A 19,993-nucleotide genomic window follows, 5' to 3' on the forward strand; every position below is an offset into this window, starting at 1 on the left:
CGGAGTAGCGTAAGATGATCGTCAACAAATCAATGTTCCCGCTGCAGACCGGTTTTGGCGTCATCACCAAGATGCAGGACCGCTTCGCCGATCTGCAGATGCAGCTTGGTACGGGGATGAAGGCATCAACGCTGGCCGATATGGGGCGGGACCTGCCGCTTTCGCTGTCGGTGCGCTCGCGCCTCGCCAAGATCGAGGGCTTTTCGGCCAATATCGCCACGGTCGATCTGCGCATGAGCTTTCTCGACAAGACCTTGTCCCGCCTCGATACAATGGAGAGCGAGGCGCGCAACTCGGCGGTGCAGGGCCAGTACGGCACCAACAATATCAACATGGCCACGCTGCCAAGCCTCTCCAAGGCGCGGCTGGACGAGCTGGTGACGCTGCTGAACTCCGACGTCAACGGGCGCTACCTGTTCGGCGGCTCCAATACCGACACCGCGCCGGTGCCTGACACCACCACGCTGCTCGAAGGGCAGGGCGGCAAGGCCGGGTTCAAGGCGGTGCTGAGCGAGCGCCGGGCGGCCGATGCCGGCACGCTGGGCAATGGGCGTCTGGCGAGTGCGCACACGGTTGGCACGGCGACGGTGTCGTTGGCTGAAGATGGCCTGCATCCCTTCGGGATGAAGCTGTCCAACATCTCGACGACGGCACCGAACACCGCCCTGACCTATACGGCGCCGGTGACGACGGTCCCCGCCACGGCCAAGAGCCTGGACGTAACCTTCGCAGATGTGCCCGATCTGATCGTGGCGGGCAATACCATCACCATGGGCTTCGCTCTGCCCGACGGAACGGAAACCCAGGTTACCCTGCGGGCCGTCACGACGGCGGCGGTACCGCCAGCGCTGGACGAGTTCGTCATCGGCGTCGATGCCGATACGACAGCCGTCAACTTCAAGGCGACGCTGGACGCCAAGCTGGTCGATGTCGGCTCCAAGGAGCTCTCGGCAGCCTCCAATTTCGTGGCGTCCGAGAGTTTCTTCAATGGCCCAGGTGAGCCCGTCCTGCGTGTCGCGGGTGGCAATCCTGCTACAGCGACGGCGCTGCGTGTCGCCGACGAGAGCGATACCATCATGTGGTACCAGGGCCAGTCACCCGCTGTCGCGGCCGAGGGGCTGGGGCGCATGGGTATCGGCACGGTCACCGATACGGTGACGCTGTCCGGCAAATTGCCGGTAACGGACAAATACGGCTTCCAGATTACGGCGGTGTCGGCAGACACGGCCCATATTGATACGACCTTTACCGCCGCGACCGCGACGTCCGGAGCCTCGACCAGTTTCAAGTTCGACCCTGCCCTGGCTGCCAATGAAGCCGTCAAGGTGACGCTTTCCGAGCCTGGCGGGGGCACGCGCACGCTGACGTTGACGGCTGTGAGCGGCAAGGCCGGGGCAGGGCAGTTCTCCATTGGCACCAATGCCAATGAGACGGCTGCCAATTTCGCCAAGGCCCTCGACATTGTCGCCTCCGAGGCTGCGATGACGGCAGAAGGCAATCCGCGCGCCACCGTCACCTCCCAGATCGATGACTCGACCCGGGTGGCCTATGGCATTGAAGCCAATGAATCGGGCCTGCTGCGCCTGGTGCGCAGTCAGGCGTCGATGGCGGTGGAGAACTTTCTCGACACCGATGCCGGCACCGAAGCCGATTCCAAGGCACGCTATGACGCCATGGCCCGGCGGCAGCAGCTGCAGTTGTCGGAGAGCCACAATTCCGAGCGCGGCTCGATCGAAATCCTCACCATGGAAATGGCGATTGCCCGCAATTCGCTGAAAAGCGCCACGACCCGGCACACCGACTACAAGGCCCAACTGGACAATCTGCTCAGCGATGTCGAAACGGTCAGCAAGGAAGATGTGGCGATGGAAATCCTGGCGCTGCAGACCCGGCTGCAGGCCAGCTACCAGGTCACATCCATGGTCAGCCAGTTGAGCCTCTCCAAATATATGTAGCGCCTGTGACGGCAGACCGGACAGACAAACAAAAACCCCCGCAGCGATGCGGGGGTTTTGAATTTGGCAGGTCTGTTATCAGGCGCCGCGCAGGCCGGTGGCGATCTGGCGGTTCAGCCGCACCAGAATGTCGAGGCGCTGCGGCTCGGGTGCCGCTTCAAGCAGGATTTCACGGGTCTCGTTGAGAATGAACAGGCCCAGATTGGCGATGTTCTGGCGAATTTCCTGGGGCAGGAGGCTGTCTTCCTTGGTCACGGAAGACATGAAGATGGTCCACAGCTTGCGATTGAAGGTCAGGGCGATCTTGAGTTCCTCGCGCGACCCTGTCGCCCACTCGTCCTTGACGCGCTGGATGCCGGCCGCAGCCTTCATCAACAGGGCGGATTCACGCTCGCGGGGGTTCTCAACTGCCTTGGTCGTCTGCTGGTAAGCGTGGGCGCCCTGCTGGTGCATGTTTCAAGAGATCCTGTTCATACTCAATCAGCCGATGCGCGGCCTTCAGAGCTTTGTAGAGGGCCCCGGTTAATATCTCGTTATTGATTTCATTGACTATTTCAGCGGCTGACGGGACCGCGGCCAGAAACTCGTTGATCAGCCCGAAATAGGTTTCCTGCGTCGTGCCGATATCGTCGTCGATATACATCAGCTGCACGGCCAGATAGATGCGCTTGGCGGGGGAGTTCGCCTTGGCCGGGGTCAGGATATCCTTCTCGCGCAAGATGGGCGATTTGCCGTCGATAAACAGCCGCGTGCGCTGGTCGGAATTGGTGATGATGCAATTGCCCACCAGCAGCCTCTCGCCGGGCTTGAGTTCAACCTTGAGCGCCATGGTAGCAGTCTCCCAGATTCGGGTTCAGTCACTGACCTCTAGCCTGCAATACCGGCGAAAACAACAAAGGCGGGCCTAAGCCCGCCTTGGTCACGTAACTGCCTTGCCTGGTGCTTAACGGAGCAGCTGCAGGATGGACTGGTCGGCCTGGCTGGCCAGCGAGAGCGAGTTGGACGACAGCTGCTGGCGGGTCTGCAGGGCCAGCAGGTTGGCGGCTTCTTCGTTCATGTCGGCCAGGGTCAGGTTGCCGGCGCCGGTCTCAAGAGTACTGATCATCGCCTTGGTAAAATCCTGGCGGTTCTGCACGATCGACAGATTGGAGCCGAAGGTCGATGCCTGCGAGCGGACATCGTCGAGGGCTGACTTCATGTCCATGAGCAGGGAGTCGATGTTAGCGTCGCTGTCGAGCTGCTTTTCCTCAAGCTGGGTCGGCACGCCCAGATTGGAGGCGTTGATGGTCTGACCGTTCTTGGTGCGGATGTCGATCGACGAGGTGCCGGTCTCGTTGAAGGTGATGGTCAGATTATCGCCGCGCATCAGGTTGATGCCGTTGAAGGACGCGTCATCCGCCAGCTTGTCGAGCTGATCGCGCAGCTCATTGAACTGGCTGGCCAGGCCGGCACGCACGGAATTGCCTGCAACTTCAGTGCGGGCAACGGTCGAACCGTTAATGTTGCCCGCAGATGCGCCAATGATGTCCAGCTTCTGGGTCGACTGGTTCTCAAGGCGGAGCTTGCCATTGTCGTTGGACGCACGGACACGGCCGACTAGCGCGGTGTTGGCGTTAATGCTTTCGACCAGTTCGTCGGCGGTCTTGGACATATTCTTGGTGGGTGGGGCAGCGACCAGTGCTTTTGGGGCTACGCCGGCCTGGGTGGCGGCAGTGGGAATGCTCAAGCCGCTGGTGGTGGCTGCACCGGCGCCTGAAACCGTGAATGCTTCGCCGTCCGCACGGGTGATCGTCACGGTATTGCCCGCAACCGAGGCATAGAAGCCGGTCTCACCCTGAGACTGCAGGCCATCATTGATTTCCTGGGCGGCCCGCGTGGAGTTGGTGGTTGCCGTGTCAGCAGCGCTACCGGCTGTCAGGGTCACGGTCTTGCCGCCGATGACGATGTCGCCACCGGTAAAGGTTATGCCAGACCCTACGGTGGCCGTGCCGACGCGGGTTTCAGCCGTGGCAGTGGCAGCAGTCTGAGCGGAGAGGCCCACAAGTTCGCCACCGGTGAAGACGCCGAAGGTCGTGTTGCTCGAATTGGTCAGCTTCAATTGGCCGTTTTCTACTTCGGCCTTTACCACTGAGCCGCCAAGGGTCAGTGCCATCTTCTCATTGATCTTCTTGGCAACGTCTGCGGCGGTGTCACCCTTGGCGAAGTTTACGGTATTGGCATTGCCATTGTTCACGCCGACTTGGGTAAAGCTGAATGCGCCTGCGGCCTGAGTCCTGCCCCCGGCAGCTGCAAAGCCTCCATTGCCGGTAACCACTGCTTTTTGCACATTGGTGGAGATGGCTGTGCTGCCGACCGAGCCGCCTGCAATCGTCAAGTTGCCGGTGGCGGCCGCATCAATACCGAGCGAGGTGGTCTGGAACGATTTGTCCTGGCGCGCCTGGCGCAGCGTGGATTGCATCGATTCCAGTGTCTTGGTCATGGCGCTGAGGCCATTGTCCGCGGCCTTGAGGGTCTGGATGCCATTGGCCATGGAATCCATGAGCGCATTGAGATCACTCGACCGGTTGGTCAGCCCCTTGGCGGTGAACCAGTTGCTCGGATTATCAAGAGCCGAGTTGACCTTGTTGCCGGTGGAGAGGCGATTCTGGGCGGTCGCCATCATGTCGGCCGTGCCCTGCAGCGCAAGAAGGTTCGACCGGACGGCCTTTGAGAGTGAGATATCTGACATCTATGCGATCCTTGCCCTGGGCCCGTCGCGGCCCCGTTGCAATATGGTTAACAGGAATTTTATTAATGGGGTGTTAACCGCGGTCGCCATTGTCAGGGAAAGCAAATTAAGTTCGCATCAATCTCCCTTAATAGATGATGCCGAATTGGGGTGATGCCGGGCCGGGCGCAATAGGGAAGGGGCGGACCTTGCGGCCCGCCCCTTCTTAATAAAGCTCAGTTATTTCTGAGGCTTAACGGATCAGCTGGAGAACCGACTGGTCCTGCTGGCTAGCCAGCGAGAGCGAGTTGGAGGCCAGCGACTGACGGGTCTGAAGCGCCAGCAGATTGGCGGCTTCCGAGTTCATGTCAGCCAGGGTCAGGTTGCCAGCGCCATCCTGGAGGGTGCTGATCATCGAGTTGGTGAAGTCCTGACGGCCCTGCACGATCGAGAGATTCGAACCAAAGCTCGAAGCCTGCGACCGCACGTCGTTGAGGGCGGTCTTCAGCTTGCCCAGCTGGGCATCGATGTTGGCATCGCTGTCAAGATCCTTGGCTTCGATGGTCGTGGAGACACCGAGGTTGGCGGAGTTGACAGTCTTGCCTTCCTTGGCCTGGATGTCGATCGAGGACGTCCCGGTTTCGTTGAACGTGATGGCCAGCTTGTCGCCGCGCAGCAGGTTGATACCGTTGAAGGAGGCATCGTCCGACAGCTTGTCGAGCTGATCGCGCAGTTCGTTGAACTGGTCGGCCAGGCCGGCACGCACGGAGTTGCCAGCAACTTCGCTCTTGGCGCTGGTGGCGCCCGTCACGTTGCCGCCGGAAGCGCCGCTAATGTTCAGCTTCTGGGTCGACTGGTTTTCGATGCGCAGCTTGCCATTGTCGTTGGAGGCAAGAACCTTGCCGGCCAGCGATGCATTGCTGTTGATGCTTGCGACCAGTTCGTCAGCTGTCTTGGAGACATTCTTGGTAACAGGAGCGGTTACGGCCGACTTCGCCAAGACGCCGGCCTGTGTAGCGGCGGTTGGAATGTCGAGACCGCTGGTGGCAGCGGCGCCGGCACCGGTAACGGTGAAGGCCTGACCGTCGGCACGGGTGATGGTCACGATATTGGTGGCCACCGATGCATAGAAGCCGGTTTCGCCCTGGGCCTGCAGGCCTTCATTGATTTCCTGAGCAGCGCGGGCAGAGTTCGTTGCGGCGGTATCGGAAGCAGTACCAGCGGTCAGAGTAACGGTCTTGCCGCCGATGACGATGTCGCCGCCGGTAAACGCTGCTGCAGCGGCAACAGCGTTGGCGCCGACACGTGTTTCTGCCGTCGCATTGGCAGCCGTCTGAGCGGAAAGGCCGATGAGTTCGCCGCCCGTGAGCGTGCCAAAGGTCGTGTTGCTGGAATTGGTCAGCTTCAGCTGGCCATTTTCAACTTCAGCCTTCACCACGGAACCGCCGAGGGTCAGTGCCATCTTGTCATTGATCTTCTTGGCGACGTCAGTGGCAGTGTCACCCTTAGCAAAGGCGATGCTGTTGGCGTTGCCGTTGTTCACGCCGGTCTGGGTGAAGCTCAGCGTGCCGGCTGCCTGGGTCTTGCCACCGGCAGCTGCAAAGCCGCCATTGCCAACGGCAACTGCCTTCTGAACCTGGGTTGAAACGGCTGCCTCGCCGACCGAACCGCCCGAAATGGTCAGGTTGCCCGAAGCGGCTGCATCGATGCTCAGCGAGGTGGTCTGGAACGACTTGTCCTGGCGGGCCTGACGCAGGGTCGACTGCATCGATTCAAGGGTCTTGGTCATGGCCGAGAGGCCATTGTCCGCAGCCTTGAGGGTCTGGATGCCGTTAGCCATGCCGTCGAGGAGCTGGTTCAGATCGCCAGCGCGGTTGTTGAGGCCCTTGGCAGTGAACCAGTTGCTCGGATTGTCGAGAGCCGAGTTGACCTTGTTGCCGGTGGAGAGGCGGTTCTGCGTCTCAGCCATCATCGAGGCAGTCGATGTCAGCGAGTTAAGGTTGGCGCGAACGGCTTTCGAGAGGGAGATATCAGCCATAGTACTGGTCCTTTTCTAGGAGTACTCAAAACAAACGCCTCTTTCTGAGGCATCCCCACAATCATCCGGCAGCCTCTAAAGAAACGTTAAATGGGCGATGAAATTTTGGGCAAATTCCAATGAGGTTGTTATCGCGCCGAAATGCAAAAAGCCCCGGTGGCCGGGGCTTTGAGACAAGGTGCAGCGGACGGTTGGTCACGATCTATTAAGGAAGTGGGCAAGGGATGCATTCCTGGCCATGCCGCCGCAGCTGGTTCAGGCGATCAGGTCCTTGAGGCGCGCCTGTGACTCCTCGGGAATGATGCTAGCACCGATGCGGATGATCAGTTGCTCCATGGTCTGAGGGGTTGGCGACAGGGCGCCAGCGATGACGGCCGCGGCAAAGGTCGAGGTGCGATCGCGATCGGGCGGGCTTGGCTTGAAGTCCTCGCTCGGCTGCGCTTCTGACTTGGGAAACTGGCCGCCATTGCTGGCGGTCGAGCTCTTGGCGACTGTCGGCGTGCTGTCGGCCAGAATCGGCCGTTCGCCGGCGGCTGGCCGCTGGCGAACTTCCTGAACGGCGATGGACCCCGATAGAGCCACGTGGGGCATTACTGGACTGATCATGACGCTATCCTCGCATCAACAAAATGCCATCGAATAGCGTTGCGACAAAGGATTTTAGAATCGATTACTTGGTTTGCTTAAAGTTGAGTCAAAATGATGCGAGTCAAAGGGCGCGGTTGACTGCAATTCCCCGCGCAGAATTGGCTGGGTCTGCTGTTATCGTGCCGGCGCGACCATAAGCCTTTGCCTTGTCCTGCTGGCCGACCATGCGCGCCACATCGGTCAGGATGTCCTCGGTGACGGTGCGGGCGGTGGCAAGGACGCGCAGGTTCTCGGCCATCTGCGTGGCTAGGGCCTCGTGTCCGTGCCGCAGGCGATCGATGGCCTGGGGGGCTTCGCGCTTGAGCCGTTCGGTCTGGCGCTGCACGGAGCGGGCGAAGCTGACATAGTCCTGCGCCAACCGCGCCTTGTCGGGCGTGAGTACACTGGCTTGGCGCAGGTGACCGGCGCGCAGCAGGGTAGTTTCCTGGTTCATGACATTGACCAGGGCGGCCAGGGCGGATTCGGCCATCTGGCACAGCTCGTTGGCTGGCAGATTGTCGAGGGCGGCGAGGCGGGCTGCAGCGGTCATTTATAGGCTCCGGTCGTCGGCATGATATTGTTCTGGTTATTGGCCGCTTCCTGCATGGCGAGCAGGTCGGGCAGCAATTGTTCGGCAATGCCCAGGCCGCCATTCTGCGCCATGGTGTCGGCGATCTGTTCGGCCTGCATCGAGCGCCAGGTATCCTCGCCAAAGCCGCCGCCCATGACGGACTCATCGGTCTTGATGGAGGAGAAGAGCTGCTTGGTGAGGGTATTGAGGAAGACGCCCTCGAATTCCTCGGCCTGCTGGCGGACCTTGGCGATCTGCCGCGGGGTGAGGCTGGAGTCGGGGCGGTTGGCGTTGAGGATATCCATCAGATCACCTCGATTTCGGCCTGCAAGGCGCCGGTAGCCTTGATGGCCTGCAGGATGGCGATCAGGTCACGCGGCGAAATGCCCAGGGCGTTGAGGCCATCCACTAGCTGCTGCAGCGTGACGGACTCATCGACGACGGCGAGCGCCGTTTCCGAGAGGTTGGCATTGATCTGGGTATTGGGCTCAACGGCGGTCTGGCCATTGGTCAACGGGTTCGGCTGCACCACTGTCGGGTTTTCCGCAATGGTGACGGTCAGGTTGGACTGGGCGACGGCGACGCTCGAAACACGCACATCCTTGCCCATGACGATGATGCCGGAATTCTCGTCGATGACGATCTTGGCTGTCTGATCGGTTTCCACCATCAACTGCTCGATATCGGTCAGCAGGTCGACAATGTTGCCGTTGAAGCCAGGCGGAATGGTCACGCGCACGGTGGCCGGATCCTCCGGCGTGGCGGTGGGGGCGCCGATGAAGTCGTTGACGGCCATAGCAATGCGGCGCGCCGTGGTCAGGTCCGGGTTGCGCAAAGCCAGGCGCAGCGAGGTCTGGGCGCCCAGGTGAAAGTCGATCTCGCGCTCGATCAGGGCGCCTGAGGCGATGCGGCCGGTGGTGGGGACACCAGAGACGATGCTGGCGGCATCGCCGCCGGCGCTGAAGCCGTTGATCAGCACCGGCCCCTGGGCAATGGCGTAAACCTCGCCGTCGGCCGCCAGCAGGGGGGTGACCAGCAGGGTGCCGCCCTGCAGGCTGTCGCTGTCGCCCAAAGCGGCCACAGACACATCAAGGCGGGTGCCCTGTGTGCCGAAGGCCGGCAGGTTGGCGGTGACCATGACGGCGGCGACATTGGCGGTGCGGACATTCTCGCCGGCGGTGTTGACGCCGAGGCGCTCCAGCATGGATTGCAGGGATTGCTTGGTGAAGGGCGCATTGTTGAGACTGTCGCCGGTGCCGTTAAGACCGACGACGAGACCGTAGCCGACCAACTGGTTATCGCGCACGCCTTCGAAGCTGACAATGTCCTTGATACGGGCGGCGGCGGCCTGGGCCGGGACGTTCGGGATCAGCGCCATGGCCGTATAGAGCGCCGCCAGGATCAATCTTGGCATCAATGTTCTGGTCATGCTGGTCCCCGATCTGGGCCGCACCATCCCCATGGCGTGGCATTCGGGCATTGCATTGCGAAAACTGTGCCAGTTCGCTATGGATGGTCTATCTATTTGATATTAAACGTTGTTATCGCTGAGTTTAGATGCCGCTGCCCGTTGCCAGACGGTGACCAAGCAATTCTTGCCGGGTATGTTAAAGCCTTGTTAAGGGTTTGCGGCAGATTTTGCCGGCACATCATCAAGATGATTTGAGTCCAGCTTTTGCGCATCGACACCAATAATCGCACCACCGGCGTCGGCAAGAGCGGCTCAGCCGGCCGCTCGGGCACCCGTGCGGACTTTGTGCCTGCAGGGACGGACGGACCGGCGCGCGTGGCCGGATCGGCGCCAGTAGCCGGCACCACCGGCATTGATGCCATCCTGGCGCTGCAGGCCGTGGATGGACCGCTCGAGGGCAAGAAGAAGGCGCTGCGGCGGGGCCGGACGCTGCTCGATACTCTTGATGAGATCAAGGCCGATCTGCTGGTCGGGCAGGTGAGCGCGGAGCGTCTTGATGCCCTGAGCGCCATGTTGGCCCAGGTGCGCGAACGCTCCGAGCCGGCGCTTGATTCCGTGCTCGACGACATCGACCTGCGGGTCCGGGTGGAACTGGCCAAGCTCGGGCGCTATCCGGCCCCCTGAGAGTCAGTCATCAAAGTGTTGCTGATGGTGGGCTATGCGCCTGCAGCGCAGGCATTTTGCATATTAATCACAGCAAATTTCGGCGCTTGCGAGGGTGGCCAAGCGCGCATATAACGCGCGTTCAGGGGCACATTGGAGTTGAGTCTGCCGATGACTTCGATTGCAGAAGTAGTTGAATACCGGCCCAGTGACGACGAGCCGTTCATGAACCCGCGCCAGCGCGAATATTTTCGCGGCAAGCTGAATGCGTGGAAGGAAGATATCCTGCGCGAAAGCCGGGAGACTCTGGACAGCCTGCAGGAAGAGAACCAGAATCATCCGGACATGGCCGACCGCGCCAGTTCGGAAAGCGACCGGTCGCTTGAACTGCGGACACGCGATCGCCAGCGCAAGCTGATTTCCAAGATCGATGCTGCGCTCAAGCGCATCGAAGACGGCAGCTACGGCTATTGCGAGGAAACCGGCGACCCGATCGGCCTGGCGCGGCTGGATGCTCGACCGATTGCCACGCTGAGCCTGGAAGCCCAGGAAATGCACGAGCGCCGCGAAAAGGTCTATCGCGACGAATAGAGAGCGACGAAATTTCTCAAGGGCCCGCAGCGATGCGGGCCCTTTTGTGTTTGCAGAACAGCCGCCCTGATCCCGGCTATGCCTTGGCCGGATCGATTGCTGCTGCCTGCTTTTCGGCGTCCTGCTTGCGCTCGCTATAGCGCGAGGTGAGATAGGGGGCGATGCCGCGATTGACGAGGGTGAACTTTACCAGTTCCTCCATCACATCGACCACCCGATCATAATAGGACGAGGGCTTCATCCGCCCGGCTTCGTCAAATTCCTGAAATGCCTTGGCGACCGAGGACTGGTTGGGAATGGTGACCATGCGCATCCAGCGGCCCAGAATGCGCATCTGGTTGAGGGCATTGAAGGATTGCGAGCCGCCCGACACCTGCATGACGGCGAGAGTTCGCCCCTGGGTGGGGCGGATCGAGCCGCCGGGCAGGGGGATCCAGTCGATCTGGGCCTTGAGCACTGCGCTCATGGCGCCGTGCCGCTCCGGGCTGGTCCAGACCTGGCCTTCCGACCACAGCATCAGTTCGCGCAGTTCCACGACCTTGGGATGGGTGTCTGGCGCGTCATTGGGCAGCGGCAGGCCATTGGCGTGAAAGACCTTTACCTCGGCGCCAAAGGCCTCGAGCAGGCGCTGCGCTTCAAAGGTCAGGAAGCGGCTATAAGAGCGCTCGCGCAGCGAGCCATAGAGCATCAGGATACGCGGCTTGTGACCGGTGGGGCGGTCAGCGAGCTGGGTCAGATCGGGGATGGCGAAGGCGGCGTCACGGATATTGGGCAGATCAGACAAGGCGCCGGCCCTGGGCGTCGATGATGACTTCCCCGTCTTCCTTGGTGAAGGGGCCGATCTCCGGGTTTTCCAGAATATCGAGGACCAGTTCGGACGGGCGGCACAGGCGCACGCCGCGCGGGGTCTCGACGAAGGGCCGGTTGATCAGGATGGGGTGTGCCAGCATGGCGTCCAGCAGGGCATCATCGGCCAGCGCCGCATCGCCGAGGCCAAGCTCGGCATAGGGCGTATCCTTCTGCCTTATGGCCTGGCGGACGGTGAGCCCGGCATCGGCGATCAGCTGCTGCAGGCGGGTACGGCTGGGCGGGTTGGTGCGATAGTCGATGATGATCGGCGCGACGCCGGACTGGCGGATCATGGCCAGGGTGTTGCGCGAGGTGCCGCATTCTGGATTGTGATAGATGGTGACGGTCATTGGGCCGGCTTTTCCTTGGGGTTGCGGGCGGCATTGTCGTCAAAGGCCGTGCGGGTGCGGTTGGCCAGCGCCACCAGCGAAAGCATGACCGGCACCTCCACCAGCACGCCGACCACGGTGGCCAGGGCGGCGGCCGAGGACAGGCCATAAAGGCTGATGGCGACGGCCACGGCCAGCTCGAAGAAGTTGGAGGTGCCGATCATGGCGCAGGGGGCGGCAATGCGATGCGGGATGCGCAGTGCCCAGGCCGCGCCATAGGCGATGGCAAAAATGCCGTAGGACTGGATCAGCAGGGGCACGGCGATGAGGGCGATGATCAGCGGCTGGGCGAGGATGACATTGCCCTGGAAACCGAACAGCAGCACCACCGTGGCGATCAGGCCTGCCATGGAGGCGGGCTTGAGCCGGGCGATAAAGCCATCAAGGCGCGTCGAGGAGCCGTCGGCGCCCAGTAGCAGGCGGCGGGTGAGGATGCCGGCGGCAAGCGGCACGACAATATAGAGCAGCACCGAGAGGATCAGGGTTTCCCACGGCACGGCGATGTCGGTGACGCCGAGCAGCAGGGCGACGATGGGCGCATAGGCAAAGACCATGACCACGTCGTTGAGGCTGACCTGGACCAGGGTATAGTTGGCGTCGCCGCGGATCATCTGCGACCAGACAAAGACCATGGCCGTGCAGGGGGCGGCCCCCAGCAGGATCAGTCCGGCAATATAGCCATCGGCATCGGCCGGGGGGATCCAGCCGGCGAAGATGCCCTTGAAGAACAGCACGCCCAGTAGCGCCATGGTGAAGGGCTTGATCAGCCAGTTGACCACCAGCGTGACGACCAGGCCCCGGGGCTCCTCGGCAATGCGATGCAGGCTGCCAAAATCCACGGCAATCATCATGGGATAGACCATGGCCCAGATCAGGATGGCCACGGGGAGGTTGACCTGGGCGATCTCCAGGGCGGCCAGACCGGCAAAGACACCCGGCACGATCTGGCCGAGGCCGATGCCGGCAATGATGGCCAGGAGGACCCAGACCGAGAGATAGCGTTCAAAGATGGACATGGATCAGGCCACGCTGGCAGGTTTGCTGGTGGAGCCTTCCATGGCGCCGATGGTCTTGAGGCTGGCCTTGAGTGCCAGCCGGTCGATCGAGGCGTGGGGCAGGCTGGCAAAGGCGGTTATGCGGTTGCGCATGAAGCGCAGGGCGTCCTCGAAGGCGGCGCGCTGCTTGAATTCAGGGGGCGGTACGGAGGCCGGGTCGCTGATGCCCCAATGGGCGGTCATGGGGTGGCCGGGCCAGATCGGGCAGGTTTCGCCGGCGGCGTCGTCGCAGACGGTGAAGATGAAATCCATGGTCGGCGCATCGGGAGCGGCGAATTCTTCCCAGGATTTCGAGCGCAGGCCGGCGGTGGAGATGCCGGCTTTGTCGAGCATTTCGAGGGCCATCGGGTTCACTGCACCTTTAGGGTGCGAGCCGGCCGAAAAGGCGCGAAAGCGCTTATCATCGAGATGGTTCATCACCGCTTCGCCGATGATGGAACGGGCCGAGTTGCCGGTGCAGAGGAACAGGACGTTATAGACACGCTCAGACATGATGCGCCTCCTTGGGGGTGCAGCAGGGGGTGATATCGGCGATGAGGGGATTGCAGAGCTCGGGGCGGCCGCCACAGCAGTCCTGCACCAGGAAATTGGCGATCTCGCGCACCCGCTCAAGCACGGCGCGATAGACGATCGAACGGCCCTGGCGGTCGGCCTCGATCAGGCCGGCCCGCGTCAGGATGGCCAGGTGGGTCGACATGGTATTTTGCGGAATATCGAGCTGGCGCGCGATCTCGCCGGCCGGCAGGCCGTCCGGCTCCTGGGCCATGATGAGCCGGAACGCGTCGAGGCGGGTAGCCTGCGAGAGCGCGGTGAAGACATCGATGGCGTGGCTGGTTTCCATATATCGGGATTTATCGATATAATGGACTGTTGTAAAGAGGCGCCAGGTGGCGAGGCCGGTCGGCCCCGCCAGATCGGTGCCGTGCGGCTCAGAAGCCGAATACCGTGGTCACGCCCGACTGGTTGTCGCCAAACTGGCCGCACTGGCCCTGGCTGTTATTGCCGAACTGGAACAGGGCGCAATTGTTGTTATTGCCGCGCTGGTCGATGGTGCCCCGATGACCATTGCCGTCCTGGACGATCAGGCCGGTATTGTTGCGGCCCTGCTGATTGAAGCCGGCGCTGTTGAAATTGCCGTTCTGCCGTACCGTGGCGCCGGGTTCGGATACACCATTGACCAAAGCAAGCGCCAAGAGCCCGAGGCCGAGCACCTGCTGCTCCTGCGCGCCCTGCGGGGCGAAGCTGAAGCTGAACTGACCATCAGCCATGGCAGGGGTCGACAGGCTCGCGGCACTGATGACCAGGGCTGCCGCGGCGACAGCAAGGGTTTTGATGAACTTGGTGGTCATGGCAGGTCTCCGGGTGATCATGTGTGGCTGATGACTGAAGTTTAGGAGCTGGCGGCTGAACCGGTCTGGAGCGGGGCGTTCATTTGCGGTTCAGCCGCCGGTCGGGCCGCGGTCCTCACGTGAAGAGGGCGCCTGGCTGTGTGCAGTCGATGCTCTGTCCGTCCAGGGTGATCGAGAAATCAACGCTGTAGCGTGCATCGTCCCCGATCATCATCTGGCCGACGGCAATGGTCTGATTGGCTGGGACGGTGAAGCTGCCACCCTGGCTGATGTTTGAGGAATTGCCGCCACCCCGACTTTCAAGGACCAGGCGATAGTCGCCGCTGGCCGGTTTGGGGCTGGTGACCATGGCCTCGATGGTGCGCATGCCGTTCTGGCTATGCTCGACAATTTCGCACTGAACAGTGCTGCCATCGGGGCCGGCCAGGCCGGCCGTTGCGGCGGCTGCAGCCAGGCCCAGGCCGACAAGCAGGGGCAGGGCGCGGGTAAGCTGGCTCATGGGGGTCACTCCTTGTGGTGGCGATGGTTCGTAGCTGGCGAAGGGTAATGCCGTTTCCGCTGGGCGGGGATTAGTCGCAGACCTGGACAAAGGCGGTGACATTGCCCGAGCCGCCCTGGACGACATTGGCGTTGCAGCCATTGCCGACCTGCACGCCGGCAGCAATATTGCCATTGCCGTCCTGGGTGATGACGCTGGTGTGGTTGTCGCCGAACTGGCCGATGCCGGCAGCGTTGCGGTTGCCGCGCTGGATGGTTTCGGCGCGGTTGTAATTGCCCTCCTGGCCGATGGCGCCGATATTGCGATCGCCGGTCTGGCGGCCGGTGGCGGTGTTCCAGTTGCCGCGCTGCTGCACGCCGAGGCGGTTGTACCAGCCGGTCTGGCTGCCGCCGGCGCTCTGGCTGAAGCCGTACTGATTGATGAAGACATCATTGGCCATGGTGGGGACGGCGCTGACGGCGATGAGGGCGGCGATCGCGGTGGTAATGATGGTGCGCTTCATGGTGGCTCTCCTGGATGGCTGCGCTCCCGGCGAAGCGCTTCTTGCCGATGCCCCAGAGATAGTCCCCTGCCGCCGAACCGAGCCTGAACCTGCAATTCAGACTGGGTTCAGCATTGGCGCGGCGCCCAGCGTGACGGTGCGGGTGATGCCGATGGCGTCGAGAAAGGCCGCGTCATGGCTGACCACCAGCAGGGCGCCGTCGTAACCGCGCAAACCGGCTTCGACCTGGGCGATGGCGTCGATATCGAGGTGATTGGTCGGTTCGTCCAGGATCAGCAATTGCGGCGGGGCATTGTCACCAATGGTGCAGGCGAGGCCCGCCCGCAGGGTTTCGCCGCCGCTGAGCGTGCCAACGGCTTGCAGTGCCGCATCGGCGCGGAACATGAAGCGGGCCAGAGCCGCGCGGCAGGTATTTTCGTCGGCAGCCGGGTTAAGAGCGCGGAAATTGTCTCGGATGCTGAGGGCAGGGTCGAGCAGGCTGACAGTCTGGTCGAGCAGGGCGAAGGCGACGTGGATGCGGGCGGCGCCGGATACGGGCGGCAGGTCACCGGTGAGCAGGCGCAGCAGGCTGGTCTTGCCCGAGCCATTGGGGCCGATGATGGCGAGGCGCTCGGGACCCGTAAGCTGCAGGGAAAAGTCGCGGATGACCGGATCGGTACTGTCGGGGCCGCCGCTGAGCGTATCGGCCTGCAGCACGCTGCGGCCCTGGGGCAAGTTGGTGGGCATGAGGGAAACCGTAAGGGGCGTGAGCACTTCCACCCCGGCGCGGGCGGCGCCGGCGGCCTCGGCGGCATCGCCGCGCAGCCGGTTGGCCAGTCGCGCGCTTTCGCCACTGGTGTTTTCGGCATTCTCCTTTCTGCCGCCGAGCAGGATTTTGGGCGTGCCGCCACGCGCGGCCTGGCGCTTGCCGGCGCCGTCCTTGCGCGCCTTCTTCTCGGCCACGGCCTGCAGCTTGCGGTCGATCTCGGCAACCTTGCGCTCCGAGGTGGCCAGGTCGTGCTCGGCCGCGGCCAGCTCCAGTGCCTTTCGTTCGGCGTAGAGATCCCAATTGCCGCCATAGGTGCGGGCGCCCAGGCTGGTCAGCTCGACGATGGCGTCCATTTCGCGCAGCAGAGCGCGATCATGGCTGACGACGATGGCGGCGCCCCGCCATGAACGGAGCAGGTCGGCCACCGCCTGGCGGCCATCGGCGTCGAGATTGTTGGTGGGCTCGTCGAGCAGGATGATGTCGGGCTGGGCAAGGATCAGCCGGGCCAGCGCCAGGCGGGTGCGCTGGCCGCCGCTGAGCGTATCGAGGCGTCGCTCGGGGGCGAGTTGGGGCAGGCCGACCTGCTGCAAAGCCGCCTCGATGCGGCCGGGCAGGGACCAGTCCGCCGCGCCGGCATCCTCGATAGTGCCCAGGCCCTGTTCGAGCCGGTCGAGCAAAGCCATGGCCTGGGAAACACCGAGATGGTCGGCGACGGCAGCATCGTGTTCCACTTGTACCGATTGCTCCAGCATGCCGAGCGTTCCGGCAAGGGTAACCGATCCGGCGGCAGGGGGGACAAGTCCGGCAATGAGGCGAAGCAGGGTGGATTTGCCCGTGCCATTGCGGCCGATCAGGCCGGTGCGGTGCGGACCGAAGGAGAGCTCGAGATCGGTGAAAAGCGGCTGGTTATCGGGCGTGGACCAGGAGAGCTGGTGCAGGGAAACGGAGGCGGGCATGGACGGATTCCAGATGAGCGATGCGGGTGAGGCAGTCGGTCATCGTGCAATCCATTGGGTACCGTCCGGTCAGTGCTGCGGGTGGCGGAAAGATAGGGGAGGTGGCGGAGATGTCAAGGTTGGGGGGGCTTGCCCAAACGCCCCCCACCCTTAATCCCTCCCCACGAGGGGGAGGGAGACGATGAACAATGGCATCGGATCTAGCGCCTCCCTCCCCTCGATGGGGAGGGACCGAGGGTGGGGTGGCGGGTTGGGCTGGATCTAGGCCAGGTACCTGGCCCTGAGATGGGCCTTGAAGATGTCCGCGTTGAGCGGCTGACCGGTCGCTTTGGTGATCAGTTCGGGGGTCGAACAGCGCGAGCCCTGGCTCCAGATATGCTCGCTGCGCCACTGGTTGACGCCGGTGAAATCGCCCTGGGCGACGTCGGCGCGCAGGCTGGGCTGGGCCTGTTCGAGGGTCGCCCATTGCTGTGCCGCGATCATGGCGCCCAGCGTATAGGAGGGGAAATAGCCGAAGGCGCCGCCGGGCCAGTGCACGTCCTGCATCGGGCCATCCTTGGGGTCGTTGATGGTCGAGATGCCAAGATATTCGGTCATCTTGGCGTCCCAGGCCTGGGGGATCTGGCTGGCTTCGAGCTTGCCGGTCACCAGGTCCTGCTCCAGTTCGTAGCGCAGGATGACGTGCAGCGGGTAGGTGACCTCGTCGGCATCGACGCGGATATAGCCGCGCTCGACGAAGTTGACCTCGTTGAGCACGTCGGCGACCTCCCAGCCGGGAATGGCATCGGGCCCCAGATGCTGATGCACCAAAGGCAGAGCGAACTGCCAGAATTCGGGGCTGCGGGCGAGCTGCATCTCGACGAAGAGACTCTGGCTCTCATGGATGCCCATGCCGCGCGCCTTGCCGAGCGGCCAGTGCGACCACTCCTTGGGCAGGCCCTGCTCATAGAGCGCGTGACCCGTCTCGTGCAGCACGCCCATCAGCGAAGAGAGGAATTCATCAGTGCGGTAGCGCGTGGTCATGCGCACATCGGTGGGCACGCCGCCACAGAAGGGGTGGTGCGAGACGGCGAGCGAGCCATGGGTGAAGTCGAAGCCCACGGCGCGCATGGCGGCAAGGCCCAGCTCGCGCTGCCTTTCGATCGGATAGGGGGCGTTGAGGCTCTTGCGCGGGCGGCGGGCGAGGCGCGCTTCCTGGGCGGCCAGGGCCTCGGGCACGAAGCCCTTGAGGAAGTTCTTGAGATCGGCGAACAGCGGATCGAGCTCGGCGGTGCGGTTGCCCGGATCGTACTGGTCCATCAGCGCGTCATAGGGTGCCAGGCCCGTCGCATCGGCGCGCAGTTGGGACTCCTCGCGCACCAGGGCGATGACGCCTTCGAGCGCGGGCAGGAAGCTGTCCCAGTCGCCCTTGGCGCGCAGTTCGCGCCAGAGCTGTTCGGAGCGCATGGTGGCCGCCGTCTTGCGCTCGACGAATTCGGTGGGCAGGCAGGTGGCGCTGACATATTGGCGCTTGAATTCGGCGATTGCCAGACGCTGGTCCTCGCTTTCGGGGCGGGCGGCCTCGATCCAGTCGGCGATTTGGGGGGCGGTGGCCTGGGCGTGATACATGCCGGCCAGGTTGGCCATGGCCTCGGCGCGCTTCTCGCCGCCGCCGACGGCCATATGGGTGGCCTCGTCGGCCCCCAGAATGGACAGCGCGTGCTCGAGGGATTCAAGCTTGCGGCCAAGGTCGTCGAGTTTTTGGAAGGACACGGGCAGACTCCGGAAAGTGGACCGCCGAGATGTTCCACAGGCACGGCCGAGGAGCAAGCGTGCCAAGGCGCCGCCTGAAGATGCGGTTGTCACATGGCAGCGAGCCCCGAGGCGGGTTTCGCCCCTGGTAAATTTAAAAAATGAGACGGAAACCGCCTCGGGGCGCCGGTTTTTGGAACTGTTCGGCGGCACGGGATCGCTCGTCCTCGCACGGCCGTCTCGGAACCTGTGGAAGAGGCAAAACCTCCACCCGGCCCACCCCACCACTGTTCGCCTGCAGGCCGCCGCGTGGGGTGATGGCATGAGTATAATCGCATCGGCGCTGCCGGGGATTACATCTTTACGGCGCTGTTCCTGCGCTGCTTTTTGCGAGGTAGCAGGCGGACAAAGGAAGAGGCGCAGCCCGGGGGGGCTGCGCCGGGTTTCTTGCTTGAGAGGGAAGAGGCGCAGCCGGGGGGCTGCGCCTCTGGGGAGGGCCGTTTCTGTTCTGGAAGTGGCCGGGTCGCGGCTTCCGCGCGACCGGGAGCCTGGCTGCACCATTGGGGGAATGTGCGGCCAGGAAGGGGAGGGGGAGCCTGCCTAGAAGGGCAGGATGGCGTCCATCACCTGCTGGCCATAGCGGGGCTGCTGCACGTCGGTGATCTGGCCGCGGCCGCCGTAAGCGATGCGGGCTTCGGCGATCTTGGAGGAGGGAATGGTATTGTTGGCCTGGATATCGGAGGGGCGGACAATGCCGGCCACGACCAGATCACGCACTTCGAAGTTCACCCGCACTTCCTGATGGCCCTCGATGACCAGGTTGCCGTTGGGCAGGACCTGGGTGACGATGGCGGCAACCGAGGTCTGCAGGCTTTCCGAGCGGTTGACCGAGCCCTTGCCGGTATTGGCCATGCCGGAATTGAAGTCGACAGCATCGGTGGTGTCGATGGTACCGGCCGAGGCGGTGTCGACGATGCCGCCCAGTATGCCGCCCATGCCGGCCGAATTGGTGGAGTTGCGGCTCGACTGGGTGGTGTTGGCGATCTTGGCGCTGTCATTGACGGTGACGATGACCGTGACGATGTCGCCGATGCGGTGGGCGCGCTCGTCCTTGAAGAAGCCCTTTGCCGAGGTGCGATAGAGCGAATTGGCCTGGTAGGTATCGGCAATGGCCTGCGGCATGGGCATGTTGATCGGCTGGTAGCCGGCGGTGGTGGTGGGATCGGTGATCGGGCTCAGGGCCGGGGCGTTGCCGACATTGGCCAGGCGATCCATGGTGCCGCAGCCGGCCAGAGCCAGGGTCAGCGTCAGGAGGGTTGCGAGCTTGCGAATGGTCATTTTGGGTTCTCCTG

22 protein-coding genes are annotated in these 19,993 nt (G+C 63.0%); 3 read left to right on the top strand and 19 right to left on the bottom strand.

The genetic code is table 11. From position 1 onward, the window contains the following. Positions 1-14 precede the first annotated feature (14 nt). A complete protein-coding gene (locus GDR53_RS15265; RefSeq protein WP_193335313.1) occupies positions 15-1,955 on the top strand; it encodes a hypothetical protein in 1,941 nt (646 codons plus the stop codon). A 78-nt stretch (positions 1,956-2,033) separates the two neighbouring features. Here GDR53_RS15265 and flaF read toward each other — a convergent pair whose 3' ends face one another. The 8 genes from flaF to GDR53_RS15305 form a co-directional block, all read right to left on the bottom strand. Further along, positions 2,034-2,408, bottom strand: a complete 375-nt coding sequence (gene flaF, locus GDR53_RS15270) for a flagellar biosynthesis regulator FlaF (protein ID WP_193335314.1) — start codon at positions 2,406-2,408, stop codon at positions 2,034-2,036. Then, the gene (gene flbT, locus GDR53_RS15275; RefSeq protein ID WP_193335315.1) at positions 2,359-2,784 is read right to left on the bottom strand and encodes a flagellar biosynthesis repressor FlbT; all 426 of its coding nucleotides are present in this window, start codon (positions 2,782-2,784) and stop codon (positions 2,359-2,361) included. Before flbT ends, flaF begins: the two co-directional genes overlap by 50 nt. A gap of 114 nt (positions 2,785-2,898) precedes the next feature. Further along, positions 2,899-4,683: a flagellin N-terminal helical domain-containing protein gene (locus GDR53_RS15280; protein ID WP_193335316.1), complete on the bottom strand. Its 1,785-nt coding sequence runs from the start codon at positions 4,681-4,683 to the stop codon at positions 2,899-2,901. 232 nt (positions 4,684-4,915) lie between these two features. After that, on the bottom strand, positions 4,916-6,700 hold the full coding sequence (locus tag GDR53_RS15285; protein ID WP_193335317.1) for a flagellin N-terminal helical domain-containing protein: 1,785 nt from the start codon (positions 6,698-6,700) through the stop codon (positions 4,916-4,918). 255 nt (positions 6,701-6,955) lie between these two features. Continuing rightward, on the bottom strand, positions 6,956-7,306 hold the full coding sequence (locus GDR53_RS15290; protein WP_193335318.1) for a hypothetical protein: 351 nt from the start codon (positions 7,304-7,306) through the stop codon (positions 6,956-6,958). A 103-nt stretch (positions 7,307-7,409) separates the two neighbouring features. Next, the gene (locus tag GDR53_RS15295) at positions 7,410-7,877 is read right to left on the bottom strand and encodes a flagellar protein FlgN (protein ID WP_193335319.1); all 468 of its coding nucleotides are present in this window, start codon (positions 7,875-7,877) and stop codon (positions 7,410-7,412) included. Continuing rightward, on the bottom strand, positions 7,874-8,203 hold the full coding sequence (locus GDR53_RS15300; RefSeq protein ID WP_193335320.1) for a rod-binding protein: 330 nt from the start codon (positions 8,201-8,203) through the stop codon (positions 7,874-7,876). The genes GDR53_RS15295 and GDR53_RS15300 overlap by 4 nt, the downstream gene beginning before the upstream one ends. Then, on the bottom strand, positions 8,203-9,327 hold the full coding sequence (locus tag GDR53_RS15305; RefSeq protein ID WP_193335321.1) for a flagellar basal body P-ring protein FlgI: 1,125 nt from the start codon (positions 9,325-9,327) through the stop codon (positions 8,203-8,205). Before GDR53_RS15305 ends, GDR53_RS15300 begins: the two co-directional genes overlap by 1 nt. A 246-nt stretch (positions 9,328-9,573) precedes the next feature. Between GDR53_RS15305 and GDR53_RS15310 the strand changes: the two genes are divergently transcribed. Both GDR53_RS15310 and dksA read left to right on the top strand, forming a co-directional pair. Beyond that, positions 9,574-9,993, top strand: coding sequence for a flagellar assembly protein FliX (locus GDR53_RS15310; protein WP_193335322.1), 420 nt, complete (start codon positions 9,574-9,576; stop codon positions 9,991-9,993). A gap of 150 nt (positions 9,994-10,143) precedes the next feature. Continuing rightward, on the top strand, positions 10,144-10,563 hold the full coding sequence (gene dksA / locus GDR53_RS15315; protein ID WP_193335323.1) for an RNA polymerase-binding protein DksA: 420 nt from the start codon (positions 10,144-10,146) through the stop codon (positions 10,561-10,563). Between the two features lie 76 nt (positions 10,564-10,639). Here dksA and arsH read toward each other — a convergent pair whose 3' ends face one another. From arsH to flgH, 11 genes are all read right to left on the bottom strand, one after another. Further along, positions 10,640-11,347: an arsenical resistance protein ArsH gene (arsH, locus tag GDR53_RS15320; RefSeq protein WP_269802197.1), complete on the bottom strand. Its 708-nt coding sequence runs from the start codon at positions 11,345-11,347 to the stop codon at positions 10,640-10,642. Continuing rightward, positions 11,340-11,762, bottom strand: coding sequence for an arsenate reductase (glutaredoxin) (arsC, locus tag GDR53_RS15325; RefSeq protein WP_193335324.1), 423 nt, complete (start codon positions 11,760-11,762; stop codon positions 11,340-11,342). Before arsC ends, arsH begins: the two co-directional genes overlap by 8 nt. Further along, complete coding sequence (arsB, locus tag GDR53_RS15330) at positions 11,759-12,817, bottom strand: ACR3 family arsenite efflux transporter (protein WP_193335325.1); 1,059 nt, start codon at positions 12,815-12,817, stop codon at positions 11,759-11,761. The genes arsC and arsB overlap by 4 nt, the downstream gene beginning before the upstream one ends. Positions 12,818-12,820: 3 nt before the next feature. Further along, positions 12,821-13,348, bottom strand: a complete 528-nt coding sequence (locus GDR53_RS15335; RefSeq protein ID WP_193335326.1) for an arsenate reductase ArsC — start codon at positions 13,346-13,348, stop codon at positions 12,821-12,823. After that, a complete protein-coding gene (locus GDR53_RS15340) occupies positions 13,341-13,697 on the bottom strand; it encodes an ArsR/SmtB family transcription factor (protein WP_193335327.1) in 357 nt (118 codons plus the stop codon). Before GDR53_RS15340 ends, GDR53_RS15335 begins: the two co-directional genes overlap by 8 nt. A gap of 88 nt (positions 13,698-13,785) precedes the next feature. Beyond that, positions 13,786-14,205, bottom strand: a complete 420-nt coding sequence (locus GDR53_RS15345; RefSeq protein WP_193335328.1) for a curlin — start codon at positions 14,203-14,205, stop codon at positions 13,786-13,788. 115 nt (positions 14,206-14,320) lie between these two features. Then, a complete protein-coding gene (gene csgH, locus GDR53_RS15350) occupies positions 14,321-14,704 on the bottom strand; it encodes a curli-like amyloid fiber formation chaperone CsgH (protein WP_193335329.1) in 384 nt (127 codons plus the stop codon). 70 nt (positions 14,705-14,774) lie between these two features. Continuing rightward, positions 14,775-15,206: a curlin gene (locus tag GDR53_RS15355; protein ID WP_193335330.1), complete on the bottom strand. Its 432-nt coding sequence runs from the start codon at positions 15,204-15,206 to the stop codon at positions 14,775-14,777. Between the two features lie 96 nt (positions 15,207-15,302). Then, the gene (locus GDR53_RS15360) at positions 15,303-16,910 is read right to left on the bottom strand and encodes an ABC-F family ATP-binding cassette domain-containing protein (RefSeq protein ID WP_193335331.1); all 1,608 of its coding nucleotides are present in this window, start codon (positions 16,908-16,910) and stop codon (positions 15,303-15,305) included. 261 nt (positions 16,911-17,171) lie between these two features. After that, positions 17,172-18,662, bottom strand: coding sequence for a carboxypeptidase M32 (locus GDR53_RS15365; RefSeq protein ID WP_193335332.1), 1,491 nt, complete (start codon positions 18,660-18,662; stop codon positions 17,172-17,174). 579 nt (positions 18,663-19,241) lie between these two features. Further along, positions 19,242-19,979 (bottom strand): flagellar basal body L-ring protein FlgH, encoded by a 738-nt coding sequence (flgH, locus tag GDR53_RS15370; protein ID WP_193335333.1) that lies wholly within the window; start codon positions 19,977-19,979, stop codon positions 19,242-19,244. Positions 19,980-19,993: the final 14 nt, after the last annotated feature.

Source organism: Devosia beringensis, assembly GCF_014926585.1.
Classification (GTDB): domain Bacteria; phylum Pseudomonadota; class Alphaproteobacteria; order Rhizobiales; family Devosiaceae; genus Devosia; species Devosia beringensis.

Excerpts from the sequence above, each read along its gene's own strand:
- GDR53_RS15300 (WP_193335320.1), bottom strand. The coding sequence starts at position 8,203 with ATGGATATCCTCAACGCCAACCGCCCCGACTCCAGCCTCACCCCGCGG.
- GDR53_RS15360 (WP_193335331.1), bottom strand. The coding sequence starts at position 16,910 with ATGCCCGCCTCCGTTTCCCTGCACCAGCTCTCCTGGTCCACGCCCGAT.
- GDR53_RS15265 (WP_193335313.1), top strand. The coding sequence starts at position 15 with ATGATCGTCAACAAATCAATGTTCCCGCTGCAGACCGGTTTTGGCGTC.
- GDR53_RS15305 (WP_193335321.1), bottom strand. The coding sequence starts at position 9,327 with ATGACCAGAACATTGATGCCAAGATTGATCCTGGCGGCGCTCTATACG.
- GDR53_RS15335 (WP_193335326.1), bottom strand. The coding sequence starts at position 13,348 with ATGTCTGAGCGTGTCTATAACGTCCTGTTCCTCTGCACCGGCAACTCG.
- GDR53_RS15345 (WP_193335328.1), bottom strand. The coding sequence starts at position 14,205 with ATGACCACCAAGTTCATCAAAACCCTTGCTGTCGCCGCGGCAGCCCTG.
- flgH (WP_193335333.1), bottom strand. The coding sequence starts at position 19,979 with ATGACCATTCGCAAGCTCGCAACCCTCCTGACGCTGACCCTGGCTCTG.
- csgH (WP_193335329.1), bottom strand. The coding sequence starts at position 14,704 with ATGAGCCAGCTTACCCGCGCCCTGCCCCTGCTTGTCGGCCTGGGCCTG.
- flbT (WP_193335315.1), bottom strand. The coding sequence starts at position 2,784 with ATGGCGCTCAAGGTTGAACTCAAGCCCGGCGAGAGGCTGCTGGTGGGC.
- GDR53_RS15295 (WP_193335319.1), bottom strand. The coding sequence starts at position 7,877 with ATGACCGCTGCAGCCCGCCTCGCCGCCCTCGACAATCTGCCAGCCAAC.
- GDR53_RS15290 (WP_193335318.1), bottom strand. The coding sequence starts at position 7,306 with ATGATCAGTCCAGTAATGCCCCACGTGGCTCTATCGGGGTCCATCGCC.
- GDR53_RS15355 (WP_193335330.1), bottom strand. The coding sequence starts at position 15,206 with ATGAAGCGCACCATCATTACCACCGCGATCGCCGCCCTCATCGCCGTC.
- arsB (WP_193335325.1), bottom strand. The coding sequence starts at position 12,817 with ATGTCCATCTTTGAACGCTATCTCTCGGTCTGGGTCCTCCTGGCCATC.
- GDR53_RS15280 (WP_193335316.1), bottom strand. The coding sequence starts at position 4,683 with ATGTCAGATATCTCACTCTCAAAGGCCGTCCGGTCGAACCTTCTTGCG.
- GDR53_RS15340 (WP_193335327.1), bottom strand. The coding sequence starts at position 13,697 with ATGGAAACCAGCCACGCCATCGATGTCTTCACCGCGCTCTCGCAGGCT.
- dksA (WP_193335323.1), top strand. The coding sequence starts at position 10,144 with ATGACTTCGATTGCAGAAGTAGTTGAATACCGGCCCAGTGACGACGAG.
- arsC (WP_193335324.1), bottom strand. The coding sequence starts at position 11,762 with ATGACCGTCACCATCTATCACAATCCAGAATGCGGCACCTCGCGCAAC.
- flaF (WP_193335314.1), bottom strand. The coding sequence starts at position 2,408 with ATGCACCAGCAGGGCGCCCACGCTTACCAGCAGACGACCAAGGCAGTT.
- GDR53_RS15285 (WP_193335317.1), bottom strand. The coding sequence starts at position 6,700 with ATGGCTGATATCTCCCTCTCGAAAGCCGTTCGCGCCAACCTTAACTCG.